This window comes from Mitsuaria sp. WAJ17 (genome assembly GCF_014174515.1).
Taxonomy (GTDB): Bacteria; Pseudomonadota; Gammaproteobacteria; order Burkholderiales; family Burkholderiaceae_C; genus Roseateles_B.
In genome coordinates this window covers 1-24,981 of record NZ_JACJUG010000021.1, presented here as the reverse complement: position 1 = coordinate 24,981, position 24,981 = coordinate 1, and the positions used below count along the sequence as shown (strand labels likewise).

The 24,981-nt window shown below is 68.1% G+C and carries 22 protein-coding genes and 1 pseudogene; 10 read left to right on the top strand and 13 right to left on the bottom strand.

Features of this window, described 5'->3' with window-relative positions:
- Positions 1-65: 65 nt before the first annotated feature.
- The 3 genes from H5407_RS16685 to H5407_RS16675 all read right to left on the bottom strand — a co-directional run bounded on the left by H5407_RS16685 (position 66) and on the right by H5407_RS16675 (position 4,550).
- On the bottom strand, positions 66-914 hold the full coding sequence (locus H5407_RS16685; protein ID WP_183105606.1) for a PEP-CTERM sorting domain-containing protein: 849 nt from the start codon (positions 912-914) through the stop codon (positions 66-68).
- Positions 915-1,180: 266 nt separating this feature from the next.
- The gene (gene prsT, locus H5407_RS16680) at positions 1,181-3,973 is read right to left on the bottom strand and encodes an XrtA/PEP-CTERM system TPR-repeat protein PrsT (RefSeq protein WP_183105605.1); all 2,793 of its coding nucleotides are present in this window, start codon (positions 3,971-3,973) and stop codon (positions 1,181-1,183) included.
- A gap of 82 nt (positions 3,974-4,055) precedes the next feature.
- Positions 4,056-4,550 carry a YajQ family cyclic di-GMP-binding protein gene (locus tag H5407_RS16675; protein ID WP_183105604.1) on the bottom strand — a complete coding sequence of 165 codons (495 nt, stop codon included), beginning with the start codon at positions 4,548-4,550 and terminating at the stop codon, positions 4,056-4,058.
- Between the two features lie 76 nt (positions 4,551-4,626).
- On the opposite strand from H5407_RS16675, the gene murB reads away from it, so the two are divergent.
- On the top strand, positions 4,627-5,706 hold the full coding sequence (gene murB / locus H5407_RS16670; RefSeq protein WP_183105669.1) for a UDP-N-acetylmuramate dehydrogenase: 1,080 nt from the start codon (positions 4,627-4,629) through the stop codon (positions 5,704-5,706).
- Here the strand turns inward: murB and H5407_RS16665 are convergent, their stop codons facing one another.
- Genes H5407_RS16665 through argG form a run of 3 tightly spaced genes read right to left on the bottom strand, consistent with a single transcriptional unit; the run spans position 5,707 to position 9,849 of the window.
- Entirely contained in the window at positions 5,707-7,959 is a 2,253-nt protein-coding gene (locus tag H5407_RS16665; RefSeq protein ID WP_183105603.1) for an ATP-binding protein, read from the bottom strand.
- A gap of 4 nt (positions 7,960-7,963) precedes the next feature.
- Positions 7,964-8,512: a molybdopterin-dependent oxidoreductase gene (locus H5407_RS16660; RefSeq protein WP_183105602.1), complete on the bottom strand. Its 549-nt coding sequence runs from the start codon at positions 8,510-8,512 to the stop codon at positions 7,964-7,966.
- Positions 8,513-8,514: 2 nt separating this feature from the next.
- Positions 8,515-9,849: an argininosuccinate synthase gene (gene argG / locus H5407_RS16655; RefSeq protein ID WP_183105601.1), complete on the bottom strand. Its 1,335-nt coding sequence runs from the start codon at positions 9,847-9,849 to the stop codon at positions 8,515-8,517.
- Positions 9,850-10,096: 247 nt separating this feature from the next.
- On the opposite strand from argG, the gene H5407_RS16650 reads away from it, so the two are divergent.
- Positions 10,097-11,797 (top strand): long-chain fatty acid--CoA ligase, encoded by a 1,701-nt coding sequence (locus tag H5407_RS16650; RefSeq protein WP_183105600.1) that lies wholly within the window; start codon positions 10,097-10,099, stop codon positions 11,795-11,797.
- 41 nt (positions 11,798-11,838) lie between these two features.
- On the opposite strand, the gene H5407_RS16645 is transcribed toward H5407_RS16650, so the two are convergent.
- The 3 genes from H5407_RS16645 to H5407_RS16635 are packed head-to-tail and all read right to left on the bottom strand — an operon-like array spanning position 11,839 to position 14,900.
- Positions 11,839-12,099: a GNAT family N-acetyltransferase gene (locus H5407_RS16645; protein WP_183105599.1), complete on the bottom strand. Its 261-nt coding sequence runs from the start codon at positions 12,097-12,099 to the stop codon at positions 11,839-11,841.
- 18 nt (positions 12,100-12,117) lie between these two features.
- The gene (locus H5407_RS16640; protein WP_183105598.1) at positions 12,118-14,280 is read right to left on the bottom strand and encodes a prolyl oligopeptidase family protein; all 2,163 of its coding nucleotides are present in this window, start codon (positions 14,278-14,280) and stop codon (positions 12,118-12,120) included.
- Positions 14,281-14,339: 59 nt separating this feature from the next.
- Positions 14,340-14,900 (bottom strand): YaeQ family protein, encoded by a 561-nt coding sequence (locus H5407_RS16635; RefSeq protein WP_183105597.1) that lies wholly within the window; start codon positions 14,898-14,900, stop codon positions 14,340-14,342.
- 173 nt (positions 14,901-15,073) lie between these two features.
- On the opposite strand from H5407_RS16635, the gene H5407_RS16630 reads away from it, so the two are divergent.
- The gene (locus H5407_RS16630) at positions 15,074-15,748 is read left to right on the top strand and encodes a hypothetical protein (protein WP_183105596.1); all 675 of its coding nucleotides are present in this window, start codon (positions 15,074-15,076) and stop codon (positions 15,746-15,748) included.
- 97 nt (positions 15,749-15,845) lie between these two features.
- Here H5407_RS16630 and H5407_RS16625 read toward each other — a convergent pair whose 3' ends face one another.
- Positions 15,846-16,274, bottom strand: coding sequence for a response regulator (locus tag H5407_RS16625; protein WP_183105595.1), 429 nt, complete (start codon positions 16,272-16,274; stop codon positions 15,846-15,848).
- A 141-nt stretch (positions 16,275-16,415) separates the two neighbouring features.
- Between H5407_RS16625 and H5407_RS16620 the strand changes: the two genes are divergently transcribed.
- From H5407_RS16620 to H5407_RS16605, 4 genes are all read left to right on the top strand, one after another.
- Positions 16,416-17,480, top strand: a complete 1,065-nt coding sequence (locus tag H5407_RS16620) for a 6-phosphofructokinase (protein ID WP_183105594.1) — start codon at positions 16,416-16,418, stop codon at positions 17,478-17,480.
- A 133-nt stretch (positions 17,481-17,613) separates the two neighbouring features.
- Positions 17,614-17,901, top strand: a complete 288-nt coding sequence (locus tag H5407_RS16615; protein WP_183105593.1) for a hypothetical protein — start codon at positions 17,614-17,616, stop codon at positions 17,899-17,901.
- A 63-nt stretch (positions 17,902-17,964) separates the two neighbouring features.
- Positions 17,965-18,759 (top strand): SDR family oxidoreductase, encoded by a 795-nt coding sequence (locus H5407_RS16610; RefSeq protein ID WP_183105668.1) that lies wholly within the window; start codon positions 17,965-17,967, stop codon positions 18,757-18,759.
- Between the two features lie 28 nt (positions 18,760-18,787).
- Positions 18,788-19,108: a hypothetical protein gene (locus tag H5407_RS16605; protein WP_183105592.1), complete on the top strand. Its 321-nt coding sequence runs from the start codon at positions 18,788-18,790 to the stop codon at positions 19,106-19,108.
- Between the two features lie 18 nt (positions 19,109-19,126).
- Here H5407_RS16605 and rsgA read toward each other — a convergent pair whose 3' ends face one another.
- The 3 genes from rsgA to H5407_RS16590 are packed head-to-tail and all read right to left on the bottom strand — an operon-like array spanning position 19,127 to position 21,722.
- Positions 19,127-20,071: a ribosome small subunit-dependent GTPase A gene (gene rsgA, locus H5407_RS16600; RefSeq protein WP_404935638.1), complete on the bottom strand. Its 945-nt coding sequence runs from the start codon at positions 20,069-20,071 to the stop codon at positions 19,127-19,129.
- Positions 20,068-20,397, bottom strand: coding sequence for a 4a-hydroxytetrahydrobiopterin dehydratase (locus H5407_RS16595; protein ID WP_183105591.1), 330 nt, complete (start codon positions 20,395-20,397; stop codon positions 20,068-20,070). Before H5407_RS16595 ends, rsgA begins: the two co-directional genes overlap by 4 nt.
- A complete protein-coding gene (locus H5407_RS16590; RefSeq protein ID WP_183105590.1) occupies positions 20,394-21,722 on the bottom strand; it encodes a M48 family metallopeptidase in 1,329 nt (442 codons plus the stop codon). The genes H5407_RS16595 and H5407_RS16590 overlap by 4 nt, the downstream gene beginning before the upstream one ends.
- A gap of 69 nt (positions 21,723-21,791) precedes the next feature.
- Between H5407_RS16590 and orn the strand changes: the two genes are divergently transcribed.
- From orn to H5407_RS16575, 3 genes and pseudogenes are all read left to right on the top strand, one after another.
- Positions 21,792-22,373 (top strand): oligoribonuclease, encoded by a 582-nt coding sequence (orn, locus tag H5407_RS16585; RefSeq protein ID WP_183105589.1) that lies wholly within the window; start codon positions 21,792-21,794, stop codon positions 22,371-22,373.
- A gap of 37 nt (positions 22,374-22,410) precedes the next feature.
- Positions 22,411-24,219 (top strand): chorismate-binding protein, encoded by a 1,809-nt coding sequence (locus H5407_RS16580; RefSeq protein ID WP_183105588.1) that lies wholly within the window; start codon positions 22,411-22,413, stop codon positions 24,217-24,219.
- A gap of 101 nt (positions 24,220-24,320) precedes the next feature.
- Positions 24,321-24,981, top strand: a pseudogene (locus H5407_RS16575) (transcriptional regulator); the annotation flags it as partial.

Genomic DNA, 24,981 nt, shown 5'->3' with positions numbered 1-24,981 from the left:
CCGAAGCGGCCCACAGCCATGAAAAAAGCAGCCCGCGGGCTGCTTTTGCATGAGGCTTGGAACACTTACTGCTTGCGGCGGCGGGTGTAGGCCACGGCGCCGAAGGCCGCGAATGCGAGGGCGATGGAGCCGGGTTCGGGCACCTTGCTGGGCTTGTCAGAGACAGCCAGGAAGGCTTGCGAGCTGGGGCTGGAGGTGCTCTTGTACACCGTGTAGTTGTAGGCCGACTTGGTCAGGCCCAGCGAGCTGGTCCAGAAGGACTCATTGGCGTTGTTCAGGGCGTCCAGGTACTTCTCAGCCTGGGTGCGCACCGACTCGAAATTGGTGTTGCTGAAGTAGGCGCCGCCGCTCTTGGTCGGGTCAGCCACGCCGCTGCCTGCGTCGCCCAGCAGCTCCCACAGCACGTACTGGAATGCAGCCGACTTGGTGTTGCTCGTCATGCTGTCCTTGTAGGCATAGCTGTAGAGCTCGACCAGGTTGTTGTACAGGCTGACGGTGCCGGACTGGTACTCGTAGTTATCGACCGTGGAGTAGGGGGCGCTGGTGAAGAGCGTCTTGTAGGCGGAGGCTGCGCCATTGCCGCCGGTGGCCACGCCGCCGCTGTTGAGCGTGACGCCCATGAAGGAGTCCAGCGTGGCGGTGGCGTAGGTGCTGGTGAGCTTGCTGGTGGTCAGCGGATCGACGCAGTAGACCCAGAACTGCTTGCCGGCCGTGGAATCGTTGATCAGCGAGGCACCCATGGTCTGGTTGCCCTTGGTGTAAGCGCCGATCTGCAGGTCCGCCTGGCTGTAGCGGTTGGTACCGGTGTTCGACAGGCTGGTGTTGTAGGCCAGAGCCGAACCCATGCTCAGCACCGCAAACCCGAGGCTGGCGCCCAAAGTGGCAAAGGTCTTGGTCAATGCTGCAGTGCTCATAGTCTTGTCGCTTGGTTGCTTGCCGGCAGAGTCCGCCCGGCGATGGACGGAAGGCTACCAGCGAATCAGAACTTGTTCATCCCGTGAACGAGGGGCCGATGCACGGGGCAAGGGAACTGTCACGTCTGACAGGGTGGATAGCAAATTCAGGGCCAGCACTGCTAAGTGATTGATTTGAAACATTGAGTCAAGCGCTTCATGCTGTTGCTAAACGTAAATGTAAGGTGGGCCGACAGAAGGGGCATTGGCCCGCTGGGCTCGCGGGCTCAGAGGCCCAACTCGGCCTTCAATGCCTTGAACTCGGCGCTGTCACGGAAGCGGCCGGGCATGCCCAGGGCCGCCCGCAATTCTTCGCGGGCGTCCTGCTTGCGGCCGGACTTGGCCAGTGCGTAGGCGAGGTGGAAGCGCAGCTGGCCCTGGTTGGGATCTCGCAGGCGGGCATCGCGCAGCATGCGCAGGCCGGCCTCGACCTCGCCGCGCAGTACGTGGATCCAGCCCTGTGCATCCAGGGTCTCCGGGCTTTCCGGCGCCAGCTTGCGCGCACGCTCGGCCATGGCCAGGGCGCCGGCATCGCCCAGGCGCTGCAGCAGCAGGGCGTAGGTGGCCATGGCCGAGACGTCCTGCGGATCGCGGGCGATCAGGGTCGAGAAGCTGCGCTTGGCTGCCTCGTTCTTTCCCAACTCGGCCTGGGCCTCGGCCAGGATGCGCAGCAGCCCCAGGTCCTGCGGCGCCTTCTGGGCCCAGGCCTCCAGCGTGGCCAGGCCCTTCTGCGGATCGCCACCGCTGGTCTGGGCGCGCGCCAGCAGCAGGGCGTTGGCGGCGCTGGGTTCCTGGTCCAGCACCTGCTGGTAGCGCTTGCCCGCCTCGGCGTACTGCCCGCGCGCATAGGCCAGGTGGCCGGCAGTCAGCAGGGCGGGGAGGGCCGTGGGGTACTTGGCCAGCAGGGTCTTGAGCAGGGCGTCGGCGCGGGCGTTGTCCTTCTTGCGGTTGGCCACCTCGATGCCCAGCACCAGCACGTTGAGGGCCTCGGCGCCGTTCTGCTGGGCCTTCTGCAGGTTGTAGCTGGCCCCGTCCAGATTGCCGATGGCCAGCTGCTGGCGGCCCACCACCACCTGCGCCTCGGCATCGTAGCCGGCGATGCGGGTGCCTTCCTGGAACAGGACCTTGGCGTTGGCGAGGTCACCCTGCATGGCATAGGTTCGGCCCAGGGTCAGCGCCACTTCGAGGTTGCCCTGGTACTTGCCGTTGAGCGCCTTGCCGAGCTGCACGGCCTGGTCCAGTTTGCGCTGGCTGGTGTACAGCTCCATCAGGGTCAGTCCGGGACGCGGATCGTTGCGCGAGAGGTTGGCGGCCTTCTCCAGGGCCTCGACGGCTTCGTTGAAGCGGCGCGCGCGGAACTCCAGGATGCCCAGTTGGTAGAGCAGCTGCGGGTCCTCGGCCTCCTTCTTGAGCAGACCGTTCAGGCGCTGACGAGCGGTGTCGAACTGCTTTTCCTCGATGTCCAGCCAGCCCAGGTTGATCAGCGCCGGCTTGAAGCCCGGGTTCTTGGCCAGGGCCTGCTGGAAGGCGGCTCGCGCGCCGCCCTTGTCGCCCAGTCGCCCCTTGATATTGCCCAGGTAGTTCGTGAGCATGGGGTTCTGCGGGTCGCTCTTGAGCAGGTTTTCGGCCAGCTGAAGTGCCCGCTGGCCCTTGCCCATGCTGGCGTAGGCGGTGATCAGCTGGATGGCGGCGCGGGCGTCGCCGGGGTTGACGGCCAGCACCTTCTCCAGATTGCTGATGCCGGCCTCCCCCTGGCCCAGGGACAGCTGGCTCAACGCCAGCTCGCGGATGGTGTCGGGCGTGGGCTGCTGGGCGGCGGCCTTGTCGAAGGCTTCGGCGGCCTGGTCGTAGCGCTTGCGGGCGAGGTGGATGCTGCCCTGCAGGTAGAGCACCTGGGGATCGTTGGGGCGTAGGCGCTGGAGATTGCTGACGATCTGCTGGGCCTGGGTCGTGTCGCGCTGCTCCAGCGCGATGCTGGCGGCCATCAGCTGGCCGGCGTAGTGGTTGGCATTGAGGGCCAGCAGGTTCTTCAGGTGCTCGCGGGCCTTCTCGTTGTCGCCCAGGGCCTTGTAGGCCATGGCGGCGGCGAAGTTCAGGCTCTCGTCGCTGTTGATCACGCCGGCGGGCTGCAGGCCCAGCAGCTCTGTGGTCTGGACATAGGCGTCGCGCGCCTTGGCGGCATTGCCCTTGCGGGACTCGATGACGCCGCGCAAATAGGCGGCTCGCGGATCAGCCAGGCTGGCCGTCTCCAGGGCGTCGAGGTCCTGTTCGGCTTCCTTGAGCTGGCCGGCCGTGACCAGCAGGCCGGCGCGCGCCACTCGCGCGTCCACGTTGAGCGGGTTCTGCTGCAGGGCCTTGCCGAAAGAGGCCTGGGCGCCCGCGCTGTCCTTGAGCTTCTGCTGGATGGTGCCCAGCGCGTACCAGGCAGCGCTGTTGGCAGGCTCGAACTCCAGCGCCTTGCTGATCTGGCTGCGGGCCTTCTCCAGCTCGCCCTGGCGCGCCAGCATGGTGGCCTCGGCCAACAGGGGCAGGGGCGAGCGCGGCGCCAGCGCGCGGGCCTCGGCAAAGGCCTTGGTGGCGGCGTCCTTCTGACCCAGGGTCGCGAAGGCGGTGCCGCGCTGGGTGAGGATTTCGGCATGGCTGCCCGCGGGCACGCCGTTGGTGTTGATGCGGTCCAGCAGCTTCTTGTACTCGCCCAGGGCGATGTAGAGCTGACCCAGGTCCACCATCACCTCGCTGCGGGCCACGCCCTGCTTCAGCGCCTCCTCGAAGGCGGCCTCGGCAGAGGGGAGGTCGCCCTTCTTCAGCAGGGTGCGGGCCAGCAGAAGGTGGGCGGACAGCATGTGCGGGTCCGCCTGCAGGGAGTTGCGCAGCTGGATCAGTGCGCCGTCGATGTCCTTCTTCTCCAGGCGCTGCTGGGCGTCGTCATAGAACTTGCTGGCCGCATCGCCGGCCCCCTGGGCCTGGAGACAGGCGCCGAGCAGCAGGGCGAGAAGCAGGCGGGAGGGCAGGCGATTCATGGGCGATCCAATGCGGGGGGGCGGCGCGCGGCCAGCGAAGCAAAGGGACCGCCGCAGCGGTCCCGGCAGACGGGAGTGGGGATCAGTCCCGGAAGTTGTCGTAGCTCAGGGGCAGCTCGGCCATGTCCTTTTTCAGCTGCGCGATGGCAAGCTGGAGGTCGTCACGGTTCTTGCCGGTGATGCGCACGACATCGCCCTGGATGGAGCTCTGGACCTTGAGCTTGCTGGCCTTGATGGCGTTGCTGATCTTCTTGGCGTTCTCGGCGTCGATGCCGGAGCGGATTTTGTAGACCTGGCGGACCTTGTCACCGCCCAGCTTCTCGATCTTGTCGTTCTTGTCCAGGAAGCTGATGACAACGCCCTGCTTGGTCAGCTTGCTGTAGAGCACGGCCTCGATCTGCTCCAGCTGGAAATCGCTGTCGCCGGTGGCGTGGATCTCTTTTTCCTTGGTCTTGAGTTCGACCTGGGCACTGGTGCCCTTGAAGTCGAAGCGGGTGTCGATTTCCTTCTTGCTGTTGTCCACGCCATGGCCGATCTTGACCATGTCGGGCTCCAGCTTGGTGTCGAAGCTAGGCATCTCTTGAATCCTTGAGGGAAGGGCCCTCGCCGGAAGCGGCGGGGGAATCTGGGAAAATTCTGCCATGCAACAAGAGATGCCGAACACCCAGGACGAGGGTCAGCGCCCCATTCAGACGAACTCGACCCTCGTGGTCGAGGAGGGCGTCAACCTGCGGCCCTACAACAGCTTCGGCCTGCCCGCCACCGCCCAGCGCCTGGTGCGCATCCGCCAGGAGTCGGACCTGCGCCGTGTGATCGACCACCCCGAGCTGGGCCGCGCGCCCAAGTTCGTGCTGGGCGGAGGCAGCAATATCGTGCTCACGCGCGACGTCGAGGCCCTGGTCCTGAAGATGGAGATCATGGGCAAGCGCGTGGTCGAGGAGCGCGAGGACGCATGGATCCTCGAGGTCGGTGCCGGCGAGACCTGGCACGAGGTGGTGCGCTGGAGCCTGGAACAGGGCTGCCCAGGCCTCGAGAACCTGGCCCTGATCCCGGGCACGGCCGGCGCAGCGCCGGTGCAGAACATCGGGGCCTACGGGGTGGAGGCCAAGGACCGCATCGAGGCGGTGGAGGTCATCGACCTCATCACCGGCCGGCTCGTGCGACTGCCGGCCAGCGTGCTGGCCTTCGGCTACCGGGACAGCGTCTTCAAGCAGACCGGCTTCGGCGGCCTGGCCGGCAAGAGCGTGATCACCCGCGTGCTGCTGCGCTGCCCCAAGCCCTGGATCCCTCAGCTGGGCTACCTGGATCTGGAGCGCAAGATGCTAGAGACCGGCATCACCGTGCCCTCGGCACGCCAGATCTTCGACTGGGTCTGCCAGATCCGCCAGGCCAAGCTGCCCGACCCGCGTCAGATCGGCAATGCCGGCAGCTTCTTCAAGAATCCGGTCGTCAGCGAGGAGCAGTGCCGGGACATCATCGGCCGGGACCCCGGCATCGTGCATTACCCCATGCCTGACGGCACCGTGAAGCTGGCCGCCGGCTGGCTGATCGACGCCTGCGGCTGGAAGGGCAAGAGCGTGGGCGGCGCGGCGGTCTATGAACGTCAGGCCCTGGTGCTGGTCAACCGCGGCGAGGCCCGCGGGGCTGAGGTCGTGACCCTGGCGCGAGCGATCCAGGAGAGCGTCTATGGCCGCTTCGGCATCCGCCTGGAGCCCGAGCCTGTCATCGTCTGATCAGGACTTGATCAGGGGTTGAGAGCACAGCTCGCGGCAGCGCGCGATGGCCTGGCGGATGCGCCGTGCGATGGCCTGCAGCACATCGACATGCCGCTCGGCACCGGCCGCAGCCTCAAGCTCGGCGGCGGGCTGGCTGAGCAGGCGCAGGCCCAGATTGGCCGCTGCGCCCTTGAGCTCGTGGGCCAGCTCGCGCAGCTGGGTGTGGTGCGGGCCGGCCAGGCCGTCATCCAGGCGCTGCTCGATTTCGGGCAGGCCGGCGATGAAACGATCGTAGAGCTGAGCCACCGCCCGGCCGCTGAGGTGGCGGCCCAGCTCGGCGATGACCAGCGCATCCAGCTCGTCCTCGCCCGCGTCCACAGGGGGGTGCGAGCCTGCCTTGGACGAGGTGGCGCTGCTGGCGGCCGGTGCATCGACCTGCTCCCAGGGCTGGCGGTTCAGCGCCACGGTGAGCTCGTGGATACCCAGGGGTTTGGCCAGGAACTCGTCCATGCCGGCCTCGCGGGCCTGGTGCCGTGTGCTGTCGAAGGCGTCGGCCGACAACGCGATGATGCGGGTCTGTCCCTTGGGCGGCGCCATGGCGCGGATCTGCCGACAGGCCTCCAGGCCGTCCATCACCGGGGTGTGAAGGTCCATGAGGACGATGTCGAACTCTTCCAGGCGAAGGCGCTCGACGGCCTGCTGGCCGTTGTCGCAGAACACGGCCTTGTGGCCCAGGCGCTCCAGCACCGCCTCGAGGAACTGGCGGTTGGTGGCGTTGTCCTCGGAGACCAGGATGCGCAGCTGGCGCAGGGCAGCGAGGGGCACGGCATCAGGCCTGGGCTGCGGCATTGCCGCACGGTCGGGTTCGCACTCATTGAGCTTGAGCTCCACCGTGAAGATCGAGCCCTGGCCCAGTGCCGACTGCACCTGGATGTCGCCGCCCATGGCGCGGGCCAGAGTGCGGGAGATCTCCAGGCCCAGGCCCGTGCCGCCGAATCGCCGCGAGCTGCTGGCGTCGCCGCGGCTGAAGCGCTGGAAGAGCAGGGCCTGCGTGGCCGAGTCCATGCCGATGCCGGTGTCCCGCACCTCGAAGCGCAGCAGGGTGTTGCCCAGCGCGTCGCTCTGACGGCTCACCAGCAAGCTGACGCGGCCATGCTCGGTGAACTTGATGGCATTGCCCAGCAGGTTTAGCAGGATCTGGCGCAGGCGCGTCGGGTCGGCCATCACCCAGCGGGGGGCATCGGGCAGCAGCTGCAGGTCCAGGGCCAGGTCCTTGGCGTGGGCCTGGGGCCAGCAGACGTCCTCCAGCTCCCGCAGCATGGCGGGCAGCTCGGTGGGCTCGGGGCGGATGTCCACGCCGCCAGCCTCCATGCGGGAGACGTCGAGGATGTCGTTGAGTACAGCCAGCAGGTGGCGGGCGGAGTCGCCAGCCGCTTGCAGCTGCTGGCGCTGGCGGGTGTCCAGCTTGCTGTCCTGCAGCAGGGCCAGCATGCCCAGCAGGCCATGCATGGGCGTGCGCAGCTCGTGGCTCATATTGGCCAGGAAGACACTCTTGGCCCTGCTGCCCGCCTCGGCCTGTTCCTGAGCCTGGGCCAGATGCCGGGCCTGGGCGCCCTGGGCGCGCGCATAGGTGCGCAGCCGGCCGAACTGGCGCAGCACCAGCGCAGAGAGCAGCAGCACCAGGCCCACCTGGAAGGCATTGAGCAGCAGGCCGGTGCGGTTGTGGTCCCGCACCACGGCATTGCGCTCCGAAACCTGGGCTGCCACGAAATGCGAGGCGGTCAGCGAGAGCTCGCGGATCGGGTCCGCCAGAGACTCCAGGCGATCCAGGACCTCGCGCAGGCGCTCGGGCTGCTCGGACACCAGGTGGGCATTGAGCGGCAGGCCGTCGGCCCAGCGGATGAAGGCGCGCGTGCGCTCAAGGGTGAGCTTGTAGTCCGGGTGCTTGCGCAGGATCAGGGTGGCGTGCTCGCTTTCGATCAGGCTCAATCGGCTGACGAAGATCTCGTAGCGCTGCACGACCTGGTCGGCATCGACAGCGGGGCTGGAGCCCAGCATCTGCTCGACGACCAGGCGCAGGCGCAGGGCCTCGGCCTCGAACTGGAATAGGCTCCAGACGAGGTAGTCGTCCTGGTAGCGCTCGGTGGCGTCCAGCAGCTGGTACTGCCGGATCTGAAGCCAGCCCATGCCGCCCAGTGCCATAAGCAGCACCAACACCATGGCCATCGGCAGGTTGAGCCAGCGGCGGTACGTGCGTTGTGCGGGCTCCATGCGCTCAGCGGATCTCCAGGGCCTTCAGCTGCCAGGCGCAGCGGCTGTAGTAGATGCTGGTGCGCAGGCGACGGTCCTCGTCGAAGGGGTAAATGATGAACAGCGGGCCCTTGTCCCGCACGGGCATGGGCTGGTCGTCCATCAGCCGGGCGAGGATCACCGAGTGCTGCAGCACGTCTTCCATGGGGATGCTGACCCGGTAGTCGTTCAGCGCATAGGCCTCGATGCTGCTCCCGCGGGCGCCGGCGAGCGCCAGCACATCGCGCAGCAGCGGGCCCGTGAACTTGCGGGCCTCCGGATACCAGGGCGTGTTGACCTTGATGCTGCGCTGGGGCAGGGCGGCCAGCATGTCCATGTCCAGGGCCACCCGGCCGTCCTGGTTGGTCTTGAGGCCCGATCCGCTGATGGTAAGGATCACCCGGCCCTTGGGGCTGTCCAGTGCCAGAGCAGGCCCGCCCAGGCCCAGCCCGGGCAGCAGCAGGCTGCCGGCGGCCAGCGCCAGGAGGCCTCTGCGCAGGCCGGGCTGCTCAGGCTGGCGGCGCGGCCCCGGCATGCTCAGCCCTCGTTCTTCAACTGGGGCAGGGCGACGCCCGAACCCGGCGTCAGCAGGCCGACCTGGCTGTAGGTCATGAGCTTGTCGCGGGTGTCGATGATGTCGAGGTTGCGCATGGTCAGCTGACCGATGCGGTCGGCCGGCGAGAAGGGCGCGTCCTCGACCTTTTCCATGGACAGGCGCTCGGGCTTGTAGGTCAGGTTGGCGCTCTTGGTGTCCAGCAGCGAGTAGTCGTTGCCGCGGCGCAGCTCCAGGGCCACCTCGCCGGTCACGGCGCGGGCGACCCAGCGCTGGGCCGATTCGCGAAGCATGATGGCCTGCGGGTCGAACCAGCGGCCCTGGTAGAGGAGGCGGCCCAGCTTCATGCCGTTGATGCGGTACTGCTCGATGGTGTCCTCGTTGTGGATGCCGGTCACCAGACGCTCGTAGGCGATGTGCAGCAGGGCCATGCCCGGGGCCTCGTAGATGCCGCGGCTCTTGGCCTCGATGATGCGGTTCTCGATCTGGTCGCTCATGCCCAGGCCGTGCCGGCCGCCGATGCGGTTGGCTTCCAGCAGCAGGGCGACGGGGTCGGAGAATTCCTGGCCATTGAGGGCCACCGGCATGCCTTCCTCAAAGCGCACGGTGACGGTCTCGGGCTTGATCTGAACGTCCTCGCGCCAGAAGGCGACGCCCATGATGGGGTTGACGATCTTGATGCCGGAATCCAGGTGCTCCAGGTCCTTGGCCTCGTGGGTGGCGCCCAGCAGGTTGGAGTCGGTGGAGTAGGCCTTCTCGGCCGACATCTTGTAGGCGAAGCCCGACTTCTGCATGAAGGCCGACATCTCGGCGCGCCCACCCAGCTCGTCGATGAAGGTCTGGTCCAGCCAGGGCTTGTAGATCTTCAGCGAGGGGTTGGTGAGCAGACCGTAGCGGTAGAAGCGCTCGATGTCATTGCCCTTGAAGGTGGAGCCGTCGCCCCAGATGTTGACCTCGTCTTCCTTCATGGCGGCCACCAGCATGGTGCCGGTCACGGCGCGGCCGATGGGCGTGGTGTTGAAGTAGATCAGGCCGCCAGTGTGGATGTGGAAGGCGCCGCTCTGCAGCGCGGCGATGCCTTCATGGACCAGTTGGGCGCGGCAGTCGATCAGGCGGGCCAGCTCGGCGCCGTAGGCCATGGCCTTGCGCGGGATCTCGTCGTAATCGGGCTCGTCGGGCTGGCCGAGGTTGGCGGTGTAGGCGTAGGGAATCGCACCCTTCTGGCGCATCCAGTGCAGCGCGGCGCTGGTGTCGAGGCCGCCGGAGAACGCGATGCCGACCTTTTGGCCGGCGGGGATCTGCTGAAGAATCGTGGACATGGGAGCTTCTGGATGGGAGGTGCGCGGATGCTGCGCTCCCGGCGCACGGTAGGGAGCCTCTGGACTTGTCTGCAGCGTTTATTCTCTGCGAAATCGAGGGTGAAATCAGTCACCCCGCCGGCCAATTGCTTGACGCTTGGCAGATGCAGCATTCGCGCGCGGGCCAGCCTTTGTCGCCGCCGCGACAAGGTTTGAGGGGCGGCCCCGGCAAGATGAAGAACGCGGGCCGATGCCCGATGGAGCAGGCATGAGCGTGGCGGATGAGGTCTCGACACAGCAGGTCAAGCGCTACTGGCCGCCGCGCCTGCCCCGGCAACTGGTGCTGCCGGAAACCTCCCTGTGGTTCAACCTGGAGGTCGCCGCCCGGCGCTTCCCGGGCAAAGCAGCCACGCTGTACGGCGGTGCCTCGCTGACTTATGCGCAGCTGCATGCGCAGGCCGAAGCGCTGGCAGGCTGGTGGCAGGCGCAGGGACTCCAGCGAGGGGACCGCATCGGACTCTTCATGCAAAACTGCCCGCAGTTCCTGGTGGCCTTCTATGCCGCAATGCGGGCCGACGCTGTGATCGTCCCCATCAATCCGATGAACAGGGCCGAGGAGCTGGCTCACCTGCTGAGCGACTCCGGTGCGCGCGGCCTGGTGTTCGCCGCGGATCTCTCACCGGTCGTCCAACAGGGGCTGGCACACCTGGCGCAGGCGCCGGTACTGCTGGGTTTTCATTATGCCGACGCGCTGCCGGAGGGCGGTCCGCCAGAGGATGATGGGCTCACCCCTGCCTTGTGCGAGTGGCTCATGGCCCGGCCACCCCTGTTTCCGGGCGTGACGCACTGGACGCAAGCCCTGCGCGCCTCGCCGCCCGCGCAGGCCGCCGTGAACGGCCCGGGCGACCTGGCCCTGCTGCCCTACACCTCGGGTACGACGGGCATGCCCAAGGGCTGCATGCACACTCATCGCAGCCTCATGGCCAACTGTTGCGGCGGCGCATTGTGGGGATCGGCCTCGCCCGAGGCCGTCAGCCTGGCCGTGGTGCCCATGTTTCACATCACCGGCCTGCTCTACGGCGTGCTCTCGCCGGTCTACTGCGGCTCGACCCTGGTGCTGCTGCCGCGCTGGGACCGCGAACTCGCCGGCCGGGCGATTTCGCGCCACGGCGTCACGCACTGGACCTGCGTGCCCACCATGATCATCGATCTTTTCGCCAGTCCCAATTGCCGCAGCTTCCAGCTCGGCAGCCTGCGCTACCTCAGCGGCGGCGGCACGGCCATGCCGCAGGCCGTGGCGCAGCGCCTGCTGGATGAATTCGGCCTGCAGTTCGCCGAGGGCTACGGCCTCACCGAGACCGCCGCGCCCACGCATGCCAACCCACCGGAGCGCGCCAAGCTGCAGTGCCTGGGCATCCCCATTTTCGGCGTGGACTCGCGCGTGGTGGACCCGGATACCCTGCAGGAGCTGCCACCCGGCGAGGTGGGCGAGATCGTCAGCACCGGCCCCATGCTCTTCAAGGGCTATTGGAGGCAGCCTGAGGCCACGGCGGCGGCCTTCGTCGAGATCGACGGCCGCCGTTTTTTCCGCACCGGGGACCTCGGCCGCATGGACGAGGAGGGCTACTTCTTTCTCACCGACCGCCTGAAGCGCATGATCAATGCCAGCGGTTTCAAGGTCTGGCCCTCGGAGGTGGAACTGCTGCTGTTCCAGCATCCCGGCGTGCAGGAGGCCTGCGTGATCGCCGCCCGCGACGCCTACCGCGGCGAGTCCGTCAAGGCCGTCGTGGTTCCCCGCGCCGAGGCCCGGGGGACGCTGACGGAGGAGGCCCTCATCGCCTGGGCGCGCGAGCACATGGCGGCCTACAAGGTGCCGCGAAGCGTGGAGTTCGTGGAGGCCCTGCCCAGGTCCGGGGCGGGCAAGGTGATGTGGCGGGTGCTGCAGGCCCGGGAAAACGAAAGCCACTGACGGGCAGCGGCTTCCTGGGGGGGGAGGGGGCGGGGGCGGCCTCAGGCGCGGCGCTCCTGCCGGCGCAGATAGCTGGCCACATAGCTGCAGGCGGGAATCACGCGCAAGCGCTGTTCGCCGGCCCATTGCAGGCCGGCCGCGACGAGCCTTGCCGCGTACCCCCGGCCCTGCAGGACCGCAGGCACGCCGGTGTGGGTGAAGACCACGGCGTCGCCCTGGCGCTGGTAGTCCAGCACGCAGCGCTGGCCGGGCTCGGGTTCGAGCCAGAACTGATGAGCTGCGCAGTCATGCCGGACGTCCATGGCCTTTCGCGAGGGCCCTCAGCGGCCCAGTTGCTGCCAGAGGTAGCTGTACTCGAGGGCCTGCAGGGTGGCGCGCTGCTCGTTGTCGGCGGCTCCGCCGTGACCACCCTCGGTGTTCTCGTAATAGTAGACCTCGTGACCCAGCTCGGTCATGCGGGCGACCATCTTGCGGGCATGGCCGGGATGGACCCGGTCATCGCGCGTGGAGGTCGTGAAGAAGACCTTGGGATAGGCCTTGTCCTTGCTGACGTTGTGATAGGGGCTGTACTGGCGGATGACGTCCCAGTCCTTGGCGTCGTCCGGGTTGCCGTACTCGGCCATCCAGGAGGCGCCGGCCAGCAGCTTGTGGAAGCGGCGCATGTCCAGCAGCGGCACCTGGCAGACCACGGCATTGAAGAGGTCCGGACGCTGCGTGAAGGTGGCGCCCATCAGCAGGCCGCCATTGCTGCCGCCCATGATGCCCAGGTGGCGGGGCGTGGTGATTCTCGCCTGGACCAGGTCCTCGGCCACGGCGATGAAGTCCTCGTAGCTGCGCTGCTTGTTGGCCTTGATGGCCGCCTGGTGCCAGGCCGGACCGAATTCGCCGCCGCCGCGGATATTGGCCAGCACGTAGACGCCGCCACGGCTCAGCCAGGCGCGGCCGCGGCCGCCGGAGTAGCCCGGCTGCAGCGAGACCTCGAAGCCGCCGTAGCCGTACAGCAGGGTGGGGTTGCTGCCGTCCGCCGTGGCGCCCTTGGGCCAGATCACGAAGTAGGGCACGCGGGTGCCGTCCTTGCTGGTGGCGAAGCGCTGCTCGGCGCGCATGCCGGCGGCGTCGAACTGGGCCTGGCGGGACTTCAGCACCTGGCGCTCGTCGCTGCCGGTGCGGGCCAGGAAGAGGGTGTCAGGCGTGAGGAAGTCGGTGTAGTAGAGGAAGTAGCGCTCGGCCAGCTCGTCCTTGGGCAGCTCGCTGTCATACAGCGCGCCGGTGTGCAGGGCGCCGGGGAAGGGCGCCTTGACCTCGCGGTGCTGCGGAGCCTGGGCCTTGCTGAAGTCCCACTCCTCCAGCTTGCTGGCGACCTGGTCGATGACCGAAAGCAGCACGCGGCTGCGGGTCAGGCTGTAGCCCGACAGCGAGCGCGTGGCCGTGGGCTGGAACAGCACCTTGAACTTGCGCTCGCCGCGCCGGTAGGCCTTGAGATCCGTGATCAGCAGGGAGCCGCTCTTGAAGGTGCTGCCGGCGACGGTCCAGTCATTGCGCGGCTTGAGCAGCATCCAGGGACCCCAGAAGCCGGACTCGACGTCGTCCGGGATCTCCAGCTTCACCAGCTTGCCGCCCTGCAGGAGGAAGCTGCTGCTGGTGTAGAAGTCCAGGGCGCGCTGGAAGAGCACGCGCTGGTGGCCCGGCGTGCGGTCCACCCAGACGCTGGCGGCCACGTCCTTGGCCTCGCCTTCAAAGACGGTCTTGGCGGCGCTCAGCGGCGTGTCGCGCTTCCATTGCTTGATGACGCGGGGATAGCCGGAGTCCGTCAGGCTGCCAGGACCGAAGTCGGAGCCCACGAAGAGGGTGTTCTCGTCCAGCCAGGTCAGTTGGCTCTTGGCCTCGGGCAGCTCGAAGCCGCCCTTGATGAACTGCTTGCTGACGGCGTCGAACTCGCGGCTGACCTGGGCGTCCGAGCCCCCGCGCGAGAGGTTCACCATGCAGCGGCGGTAGCTGGGGCCCAGGCACTGCGCGCCATGGAAGACCCAGCTCTCGCCTTCGGCGGCGCCCAGGGCATCGAGGTCCAGCACGGTTTCCCAGGCTGGCTCCGCCTTCTGGTACTCAGCCAGGGTGGTGCGGCGCCACAGGCCGCGCTTGTGCTGCTCGTCCTGCCAGAGGTTGTAGAGGAAGCCGCCCATGCGGCTGACGCCGGGGATGCGGTCGCGCGCATTGAGCACGCCCAGCAAGTCCTGGCGGATGGGCTCGAACTCCGGCCGGGCCTTGAGCACCTTGAAGCTGGCCTCGTTGCGCTCCTTGACCCAGCCGAGCGGCTTCTCTCCCAACACCTCTTCCAGCCATTGGTGGGGGTCGGCGGGTTCGGGAGCGCTGGCCGCCTCGGCGGCGTGCAACGCACCCGGCAGCAGGGCGGCGGCAAGGCTTACGGCGGCGCCCAGGGCGGTCAATTGGCGGCGCTTCAGGCGCAGCAGGTCCAAGGTCTTCATCGTTTCTCCGGTATTGTTGTTCGGGCCGCCCTCCTGGCAGTCGCGCCGGAGTCTAGCCCTCAGGCCGTTGGGTGCTTAAGGGCATGGGGGTGAATCTCCAATTGACGCGAGGGCGTAGAGATGTACACCTGCCCGTCCTGGATGCTGACCTGCAGCTGCATGCTGCGCTCGGCGAAGGCGGCCAGGGCCTGCGTCTCCTCGGCGCTGATCTGCCAGACCGCCAGCTTGGGCGCCCGCGTGAGCTTGCTCTCGATGCCGGCCCACCAGATCGGTGTGCTGGCCGCATAGCAGTACAGCGTGACGCGCTCGGCTCGGCCGTGGGCCTTCATGAGGCGGCGCTCGTCGGGCTGGCCCAGGTCGATCCAGTGCACCACCTCGCCGGTCAGGTCCAACTGCCACAGGTCGGGGTCATCGACCTCGGACAGGCCCCGGGTGAACTCCAGTCGCCCGCGCATGTCGTCTGCCGGCACGTTCAGGGCATAGGCCAGCACGCGAAGCATCATGCGCTCGTCGGTTTCGCTGGGATGCTTGGCGATGGTGAGGTGGTGCTCACCGTAGACATGGCGGTCCATGTCGGCGATGTTGAGCAGGGCCTTGTAGATGGTTGCCTTGAGTGCCATGGGGAAGTCTCGGGAGAGGCCGCGGCGCGGGCGCGTGCCTCATGTTTGGGGGTTTCGCGGGCGAAAGGGGCGGATTATCCCCGGCCAGGCAGGGCGGCGGCTCGTGGCATGATTCCGGCTTTGCGCCAGCCGGCGCGCCATCTGCTGTACTGCAGCATCAGCCCCGTACCGCCATGAACCGATTCCTCCTCTCCGTCTGCCTGGCCGCCCTCCTGCCGGCCCTGGCCTCTGCCCAGACTGTCAACCCGAATGCCAAGGTCGATCCCAAGAACAACAAGGTCAGCCGTCCGGTGGTGGAGAAGCCCAAGCAGAAGCTGATGACGCGCGACGAGCTGCGCGCCTGCCTCAACAAGCAGGCCGGCAATGACGCCGAGGCCAAAGCCGTGCTGGCGGCCGAAGCCGACTACAAGAAAGAGCGCGAGCGCCTGATGGCCGAAAAGGAACAGCTCACCAAGGAAGGCGAGGCCATCGACGCCAATGCCAACGCCATCAAGGCCGAGCAGGCCGAGCTGATCAAGTCCAACGAGGCCCTCAAGGTCAAGCTGCCTGAAATGACCCGCAGCGAACAGAAGGCGGCCATCGAGGACTACAACGTGCGCGCCAAGGGCAACGACGCCAAGATCGAGGCCCACAACAAGCACAAGGACGAATACGTGGCCAAGGCCAAGGCCTTCGATGCGGCCATCGAAGCCTTCAACAAGACCGGCAAGGATCTGGAGACCCGCAGCCTGGACCACCTCGATGCCGTCGATGGCTGGAAGAAGGCCTGCGGCAATAAGGCCTATGACGAGGCCGATGAAATCGCCATCAAGAAGGAACAGGCCGCGGCCGCAGCTGCCGGCAAGTAAGCCTGCCCGGCTTGGGCTGCTCAGCAAGGGCAGCCTGCCACGAATAAGGCGCCGACCCTCGCGGGTGCGGCGCCTTTTTCATGCCCGGCGGAGGTGCTCAGCGCGGACCGTAGAAGCGGTCCAGCCCCGCGAGGAAGACCTTGAAGTCGATGGGCTTGGTCCAGTAATCGACGAAGCCTGCCGCGCTGGCCCGCCGCACGTCCTCCGGCATGGCATTTGCCGACAGCGCCACGCAGGGGATGCCTGCCGTCGAGGGGTCGGCATGCAGGGCCTGCAGCAGCTGGTGGCCGTTGCCATCCGGCAGCTGCATGTCCACCAGGATGAGACGAGGCAGCAGGCGTCCCGCTTGCTGCAGGCCTTCGGCCACGGTCTCGGCGCCGAACAGGGCGATGCCCCCGCGCTTGTTGACCAGTTCCTCGACGATCAGCATGTTGATGGGGTTGTCCTCGACATAGAGCAGGCGGGGCTGCTCGCTCGCTGCAGCGTCGGGAGCGGGGCCGGGGACGGGCATCATTGGGGCGGTCATGGATTAATTTCTTCGCATTGTGGCCCTGGCATGGCACTATCTTGACCCAGGGCAAGACCTGGCCCCCGGGAATCGGGGACACCGTCCAGGGCGGGTCGCCTGGGCCGGCCACGGCAGCATCACAGCAGCGAGGTCTCAGCAATGCATATCGGGATTCTGACAGGTGGCGGGGACTGCCCCGGTCTCAATGCCGTGATCCGTGCGGTCACGCTGGCCCTCATCGAGCGCTGCGGTGCCTCGGTCACCGGCATCGAGCGCGGCTTCCTGGGCCTGCTGGACGGGCGCTGCCGCCCGCTGGATGCACCCACGGTGCGCGGCTTGATCGCCGAGGGCGGCACCATCCTGGGCACGCACAACCGGGCTGATCCCTTCCACTACTTCGGCGCCGGCGGCACCGACTGCTCGGGCCATGCCCTTGATTTCCTGGGGCGGCAGAACATCGACGCGCTCGTGGTCATCGGCGGCGACGGCACCATGACCATCGCCGAGCGCTTCGCACGCTTGGGCGTGCCGGTGGTGGGCGTGCCCAAGACCATTGACAACGACCTCATGCTCAACGAGCGCAGCTTTGGCTTCGACTCCGCCGTCACCGTGGTCAGCGAAGCCCTGGGCCGCCTGCAGACCACGGCACGCAGCCATGGCCGTCTGATGATCGTCGAGACCATGGGCCGCTATGCTGGCTGGATCGCCCTGGAGGGTGGCCTGGCCGGTGGCGCCGATGCCATCCTGATCCCGGAGCAGAGCTACCAGTTGGACCATCTGGCTGCCTTTGCCCGCCAGCGTGCGCATGAGCAGGGTTTCGCCCTGCTGTGTGTGGCCGAGGGGGCCAAGGCTCTGGGGGGCGAATGGGTGATCCAGCGCCAGCTTGACGACAGCCCGGACCCCCTGCGCCTGGGTGGCGTCGGCCAGCGCCTGATGGGTGACCTCGAAGCCCAGCTGGGCAGCGAGGTGGAGATTCGCTGCACCCTGCTGGGCCATCTGCAGCGAGGGGGCTCGCCCACGGCTTTCGATCGGGTGCTGGCCACGCGCTTCGGCGTGGCGGCGGCCGGCCTGGTGATGCGCGGGCAGTTCGGCCGCATGGTGGCCCTGCAGGGCGATCGCTGCGTGGACGTGGGCCTGGGCGAGGTCGCGGGTCAGAACCGCTGCGTGCCCCTGGATCACGAGCGCCTGCATGTGGCGCATGAGCTGGGTGTGTTCCTAGGGTAAACCCGTTTGTCGGCCCTCGCTGCAGTTCATCGCGGCTGATCGGCAACCCGTCCCGCGCGGCTTGGAAGGTCAGCTCCGGCTGGGCACAGTGCGTCCATCGCAGACCAGAACGCACTTGACCCAGGAGGTTCCCATGAAGCCCGTGACCATCCGCTGCTATGACCGCTATGCCCCCATCCGCCGCCTGGCCCTGGGCAGCGGCCTGCTGATGGGACTCACGATCGGCGCTTTGATGGCCCTGCCCAGCCAGGCGGCCCTGCCGGCCAAGGCGGCGGTGCAGGTGCTGCCGCGCGTCGAGGTGAGTGGCAAGCGCGTGCAGGTCGAGCAGTTGCCCACGGTGGTGGTCAGCGGGCGTCGTGCCGACAGCGCCGACGTGCAGCTGGCCCGTTCGGAGCCCGAATCCGCTGTGCTGACGCAATGAGCGCGGGCTGACTATGATGCCGCGTCGGTCAAGCGGACCGGCCGCATCCAGCCCTTCATGACCATGCCTCAGCTTGACCCGAACGGTACGCCCGCAGACTCCCCCGCCGCCCTGCCGCGGATCGCCCTGGTCACCGGTGCCGGCACCGGCATCGGCCGCGCCGCCGCGCTGGGCCTGCTTCGGGCGGGCTGGCGCCTGGTGCTGGTGGGGCGCCGCGAGGAGGCCCTTCGCGACACGCAGGCCGCCGCTCCCGATCCCTCGCTGTGCCTGGTGCGCGCCTGCAATGTGGCTGACGCCTCGGCGGTGAAGGCGCTCTTCGCCGAGGTCGAGCAGCGCTTCGGGCGCCTGGACCTGCTCTTCAACAACGCCGGGCTCAGCGCGCCGGCCCTGCCGGTGGACGAGCTCTCCGTCGAGCAATGGCAGTCCGTGGTGGACGTCAACCTTACCGGCAGCTTCCTCTGCGCCCAGGCCGCCTTTGGCCTGATGAAGCGCCAGCAGCCGCGCGGCGGGCGCATCATCAACAACGGCTCGATCGCGGCCCATGTGCCGCGCCCGAACTCGGCGCCCTACACGGCCACCAAGCACGCCATCACCGGCCTGACCAAGGCCCTGAGCCTGGACGGCCGGGACTTCGACATCGCCGTGGGCCAGATCGATATCGGCAATGCCGCCACTGAGATGGCAAGACCCATGCAGCAGGGCGTGCGTCAGGCCAATGGCAGCATCGCAGTGGAGGCCACCATGGACGTGCAGCTGGTGGCCGACACCCTGGTGCACCTCGCGCAGATGCCGCTGTCCGTCAACGTGCCCTTCATGACCCTCATGGCCAATCGCATGCCTTACATTGGGCGCGGCTGACTGGATCTTGTCCTCGAAAGGAAGTGGTTTGTTCTCTGCCTTGATTTCCCTGGTGCTTCGCCTGGTGCTCGCCGTGGCAACGGTCGTCCTGGTGCTGGGCCTCATGGCCCTGGCCCTGGCCACCCTGCTGGGTGTGGGCCTGTGGAGCCTGATCCGCGGGCGCAAGCCTGTGGTCGATCTCTCGGGCTTTGCGCGCGCACGGACCTTCCGCGCCGGCCAAGGCTTCGGTCCGCGGCCGACCCGCCGCCCGCCGCCCGCTGATGTGGTCGATATCGAGGCCCGCATGGTGGGCGAGGGCGCCGAGCCGCCGGCCGCCGGCCGGCCGGCGCTGCCGCCCCAGGGCCACTGAGGCGCGGCGCTGCAGAGCTCACCAGCGTTTGCTGCTGAGCTCCTCAAAGATCTCGCCATAGATGCGGTAGCGTGAGGCGCTGATCTGTCCGGCCTCCAGCGCCGCCCGCACGCCGCAGCCGGGCTCGTGCAGATGGGTGCAGTTGTAGAAGCGGCAGCTGCCGGCATGCGTTCGCAAGTCCGGCATCAGCTGCGGCAGCTGCGCGGGCTCGATCTGGCGCAGGCCGAATTCCTGGAAGCCCGGGGAGTCGATCAGCGCGGTCTGGCGGGCAGCGTCCATCCAGTACCACTGCGTCGTGGTGGTGGTGTGCCGGCCCGAGTTGAGGGCTTGGGAGATGTCACCCACCTGCGCCTGGGCATCGGGGATCAGCAGGTTGATCAAGGTGCTCTTGCCCGTGCCGCTGGGGCCCAGCACAAAGGTGCGCTTGCCCTGCAGCCATGGGCTGAGCGCCTCGGCTGATGCCTCGGGGGATTCGCGCAGGGCCAGCTCCATCACGGTCAGGCCCATGTCCCGGTAGGGCTGCAGGCGTTCTCGCTGGGCGGCCACGCCAGGCAGGTCGGTCTTGTTGAGGGCCACGCGCGCGCTGATTCCCGCGCTCTCGGCCGCGATGAGGGCGCGCGCCAGCTGCGATTCCGAGAACACCGGCTCCACGGCCACCAGCACCAGCAGCTGGTCCAGGTTGGCGGCGAAGCTTTTGGTCTTCCACTCGTCCTGGCGGAACAGCAGGTTGCGGCGCGGCTCCACGGCCTCGATCACACCCTCGTCGCTGCTGGCCTCGGCCCAGCGGACCTGGTCGCCCACCACGCAGTCGCTCTTCTTGCCACGTGGATGGCAGACGCGGCGGCGGCCTTCGCCGTCTTCGACGATGTAGTGCCGGCCATGGCCGCGCACCACCAGGCCCAGGTCCAGCCCGGCCCCTCGCTTGTCCGGCGCGGCTCCGCCCTTGAATCGCCCACCGCTCACGGCTGTGCCTCGGGCAGGGCGTTGACCTGCGCGGCGCAGATGAAGTCGTTCACGCTGAGCCCCTGCACCGAGTGCGTGCTGTAGCTGACCGTGGCCACGTTGTAGCTGAGCACCATGTCGGGGTGGTGGTCCTGGGCATGGGCGATCTCGGCTACCGCGTTGGCGAAGGCCATGACCTGGTAGTAGTTGTCGAAGACGAAACGACGGGCGATGGCCTTGTGGGTCGCGTCAGGCAGCCAGCCGGGGATCTGGGCCAGCCAGTCGCCGAGTTCAGCCTCGGGCAGGGCAGTGGACTGGGGGGCACATTGGGCGAGCAGCAGGTTCATGCGTGGCGGGGGCTGAGGCGTTCGATGGCGGCCAAGCGTTCGCTGGCCGGGGGGTGTGAATAGTAGAAGCGGGCGTAGACCGGATCCGGGGTCAGGGTGCCGGCATTGTCCTCGTGCAGCTTGAGCAGCGCATTGCCGAGGTCCTGGCCATTGGACTGGGCGCAGGCGTAGGCATCGGCCTGGAATTCGTCGCGGCGCGAGAGCTGGGCCGCCAGCGGCGTGAAGAAGAAGCTGAACACCGGCAGCACCAGCAGAAAGAGCAGCAGGGCCAGGGCGTCGTTGGGGGCGGCCATGTTCGGTTGCACGCCCAGGCCCAGGTAGAAGCCCACCTGCGTGCCCAGCCAGCCCAGCAGCGCGAAGCCCACGAGGCTCAGGCCGAAGAGGCTGATCATGCGCTTGAGCACATGGCGGTGCTTGAAGTGGCCCAGCTCGTGCGCCAGCACTGCCTCCACCTCGCCGGGGTGCAGGCGCTGCAGCAGGGTGTCGAAGAAGACCACCCGTTTGGCCGCGCCGATGCCGGTGAAGTAGGCATTGCCATGCGCCGAGCGCCGGCTGCCGTCCATCACGAAGAGGCCCTTGGCCGCAAAGCCGCAGCGCTTCATCAGGGCCTCGACACGGCCCTTGAGCAGCTCGTCCTGCAGGGGCTCGAACTTGTTGAACATTGGTGCGATCACCGTGGGGTAGAGCACCATGACCAGCAGGTTGAAACCCACCCAGGCGCTCCAGGCCCACAGCCACCACATCGGGCCGGCCGTGCCCATGAGCCACAGGATCAGCGCCGCGATGGGCAGGCCGATCAGCGCGCCCACCAGCAGGCCCTTGGCCATGTCGGCGAAGAACAGGGGCAGGGTCGTACGGTTGAAACCGAAACGCTGCTCCAGCCGGAAGGTGTGGTACAGCGACAGCGGCAGGTCCAGCAGGCCGCCGATGAGGCTGAAGGCCACGAGCAGCGTCAACTGGTAGGCCATGGGGCCGAAGCGCTGCAGGGTGTGGTCCTGCACCCATTCATTGAGGGCATTGAGCCCGCCCATGAGCGTCCAGCCGATCAGCAGCGCGCTGGAGGTGGCCAGGCCCAGCATGCCGAAGGCCGTGTTGGCTGCGGTGTAGTCGGCGGCCTTCTGGTGGGCGGCCAGGGGCACGCTGTCAGCAAAGGCGGGGGGGACGGCGCCGCGGTGCTGGCGCACATGGCGCACCTGGCGGTTGGCCAGCCAGAGCTTGAGCAGCAGACTCAGGGCCAGGGCGGCGGCCAGCAGGGTGCTCATCAGTGGCGCCGGCAGAGGCGGCAGCCAAGCCTGCAGCGGCGAGGTCAGGGAGGCAGTTTGCATGGCGCCAAGTGTAGGCCTGCGACAATGCCTGCTTGCCCTTTTCGGCGCTGCCTCAACTCCCGAATCATCATGAGCGACACCACCGGCGACACCACCGCCCCCCAACTTGCCATCAGCGACCAGAACCTGATCTGGATCGACCTCGAGATGACCGGCCTCTACCCGGACCGCGACCGCATCATCGAGGTCGCCGTGGTGGTCACGGACCCGCACCTGACCGTGCGCGTCGAGGGCCCCGTCTTCGCCATTCATCAGAGCGACGAGACGCTCGACAAGATGGACGCCTGGAACAAGGGCACGCACGGCAAGAGCGGACTGATTGATCGCGTCAAGGCCTCCACCATCTCGGAGGACGAGGCCGCTGCCCAAACCATCGCCTTCCTGAAGCAGTACGTCCCCGCCGGCAAATCGCCCATGTGCGGCAACAGCATCTGCCAGGACCGCCGCTTCCTTGCCAACTACATGCCTACGCTGGAAGACTTCTTCCACTACCGCAACCTGGACGTGTCCACGCTCAAGGAGCTGGCCCGCCGCTGGAAGCCCGGCATCATCGAGGGCTTCAAGAAGGCCCAGGCCCACACCGCCCTGGCCGACATCCACGAGTCCATCGACGAGCTGGCCTACTACCGCACGCACCTGCTGAACATCTGAGTCCAGGCGCTTTGCAGGCCCGAACGCCTTGTCCTCCATGACGGTCCCGCCGCGCCCGGAGCAGATCCAGGCCGCCTTTGACTTCCCACGCCACCCGCTGGCCCGGGAAGACGGGGAGCGGCTGCGCGGGGTCTGGACCACGGCGCCCGCACGCTGGCTGCGGGCCCGCACGGCACAGGAGCTGCCCGGCGTGATCGATGCCGCCGAGCAGGCCGCGCGCGAGGGCGCCTGGGTGCTGGGCGGGCTGCGCTACGAGGCTGCGTCGGCGCTGGAGCCCCGGCTGGCCCACCATGCCGCCGAGGGGGCGTTGGCCGAGTTCGCCGTCTACGAGCAGGCCCCCGAGCCCTGGCCTGCGCTGCGCTGCTTCAGCGGCGCGCTGGACTGGTCTGACAGCCAGCCCGCCGCGGACGAGGCGATGCAGATCGAGCGCATCCGCGAATGGATACGCGCGGGGGACTGCTACCAGGTCAATCTCACCACCCGCCTGCGCCCGCAGGCCACCGCGCCGGACCTGGCCCAGCTCTTCCTGGCCCTGCACGCCGCCCAGCCGGGCGGCTTCGCGCTTTTCCTTCGCGAGGCGGGCGTGGCCAGCGTCTCGCCCGAGCTCTTCTTCGACTGGCGCCCCGTGCCCGAGGCGCCGGACGGCACGCGCAGTTGGCTGCTCGCGGCCCAGCCTATGAAGGGCACGGCGCCGCGCGGCCGCGACGTGGTGGACGACGAGGCGGCCCAGGCTCACCTGCGCACCAGCCCCAAGGAACGGGCCGAGAACCTGATGATCGTGGACCTGCTGCGCAACGACATCAGCCGCGTGGCTCAGGTCGGCAGCGTGCGCGTGCCGCGGCTCTTCGAGCTGATCGCCTTGCCCACGGTGTGGCAGATGGTGTCCAGCGTCAGTGCCGTCACCCGGGCCAGCGTGCGCCTGCTGGACGTCTTCCGGGCCCTGTTCCCCTGCGGCTCGGTCACCGGCGCCCCCAAGATCCGTGCCATGCAGATCATTCGCTCGCTGGAGCCCGAGGCGCGCGGCTGGTACTGCGGTGCCCTGGGCCTGATCCAGCCGGGCGGCGTGGCGACCTTCAACGTGCCCATCCGCACCGTCGAGCAAGGGCCGGCGGGCCTTCAGTGCGGCATCGGCAGCGGCATCACTCTGGACTCCGAGCCCGCTGCCGAGCTGGCCGAATGGCGGGCCAAGACCCGCTTCTTGCTGCGCGCCGAGGCGCCCATCGAGGCCCTGGAGACCCTGCGCCTGGAAGCGGGCGCCTTCACACACCTGGAGCTGCACCTCGCGCGACTGCAGCGCACGGCGCATCACTTCGGCCTGCGCCACCGTGCGGTCGAGGTTCGCCAGGCCCTGGCCGCGCTGGCGCAGCAGCATCCCCAAGGACGCTGGCGTGTGCGGCTGACGCTGCCCCGTGACGGACGCTTGCAACTGGCCCTGCAGCCCTTGGGCGATACTCCAACCCCGGTGCCACTGGAGCTGGCCCACCGCGCCCTGCCCACGCAGGGCGCGCTGGCCGAGTACCTGCAGCACAAGACCACGCGACGCGCCCACTACGAGGCCTTCGCACAAGACAAGACGGCAGCAGCCTTCGATGTGCTGCTGTGGAACGAAGATGAGGAACTGACGGAGTGCAGCTTCGGCAATATCGCACTCCAGATCGAGGGCCGCTGGCTGACGCCGCGCCTGGCCGCCGGGCTGCTGCCCGGCGTGCTGCGCGAAGCCATGCTGGCTCGCGGGCAGCTGCAGGAAGCAAGGCTGCTCAAGTCGGACCTGGCGCGTGCCCAGGGCCTGGCCTTTTTCAACAGCCTGCGGGGTTGGTGCCCCGCCGTGCTGATTTCCGAACCCTGAATCCATCGGGGCGGCCCTAAAGCCTGTCCCGTCCCCATCCCATGGCAACTAGCAAGACCCCGCGGCGCAAGGCCGCCACCGAAACCTCCGCTGAACCGGCGGTGGACAAGAAGAAGCCGGCGGCCAAGACCGTGAAGACCGTGAAGACGGAGAAGGCCACGAAGCCCGTGGCCGTCAAGCGCCCCGCAGCCAAGGCGGCGGCCGCGGCCAAGGCGCCTGCGGTGAAGAAGGCGGCGGCCGGGAAGACGGCGGCCAAAACATCGGCTGCCAAAACCACGGCAAAGGCCGCCGCAAAGCCGACGACCAAGCCCGCACTCAAAGCGACGGCCGACAAGACCCCTGCCGCAGCCGGCAAGACGGCTGCCGTGAAGAAGACCGCTGCGAAGCCTGCGAGGAGGCCGGCGGAGAAGGCGCTGGAGAACGTGCCGGAGAAGGTCGCCGCGAAGACTGTCGCGACGACCGCCACCAAGGCCGCCACCAAGGCCACCAAGAAATCCGTCAAGAAGGCCGAGCCCGCCGTTGACAAGGCCGTGGCCGCCCCCGCCGCCAAGAGCAGCCGCAAGAAGGCGACGGAGGCCGCCGCACCTGTCGAAGCCAGGAGCCCCCGGACGGCGCGCAGCCGCAAGGCCGCCGAAAGCGATGCGCCGGTGCAGCCGGAGTTGCCTGTGGCGTCGGCGGCCGAGGCCGCCAAGCCCGTTCGCAAGACCCGCAAGAGTGGCGCGCCGGCCGTCGCGGCGCCCGTGGCCGCGATGGTGGCCGAGG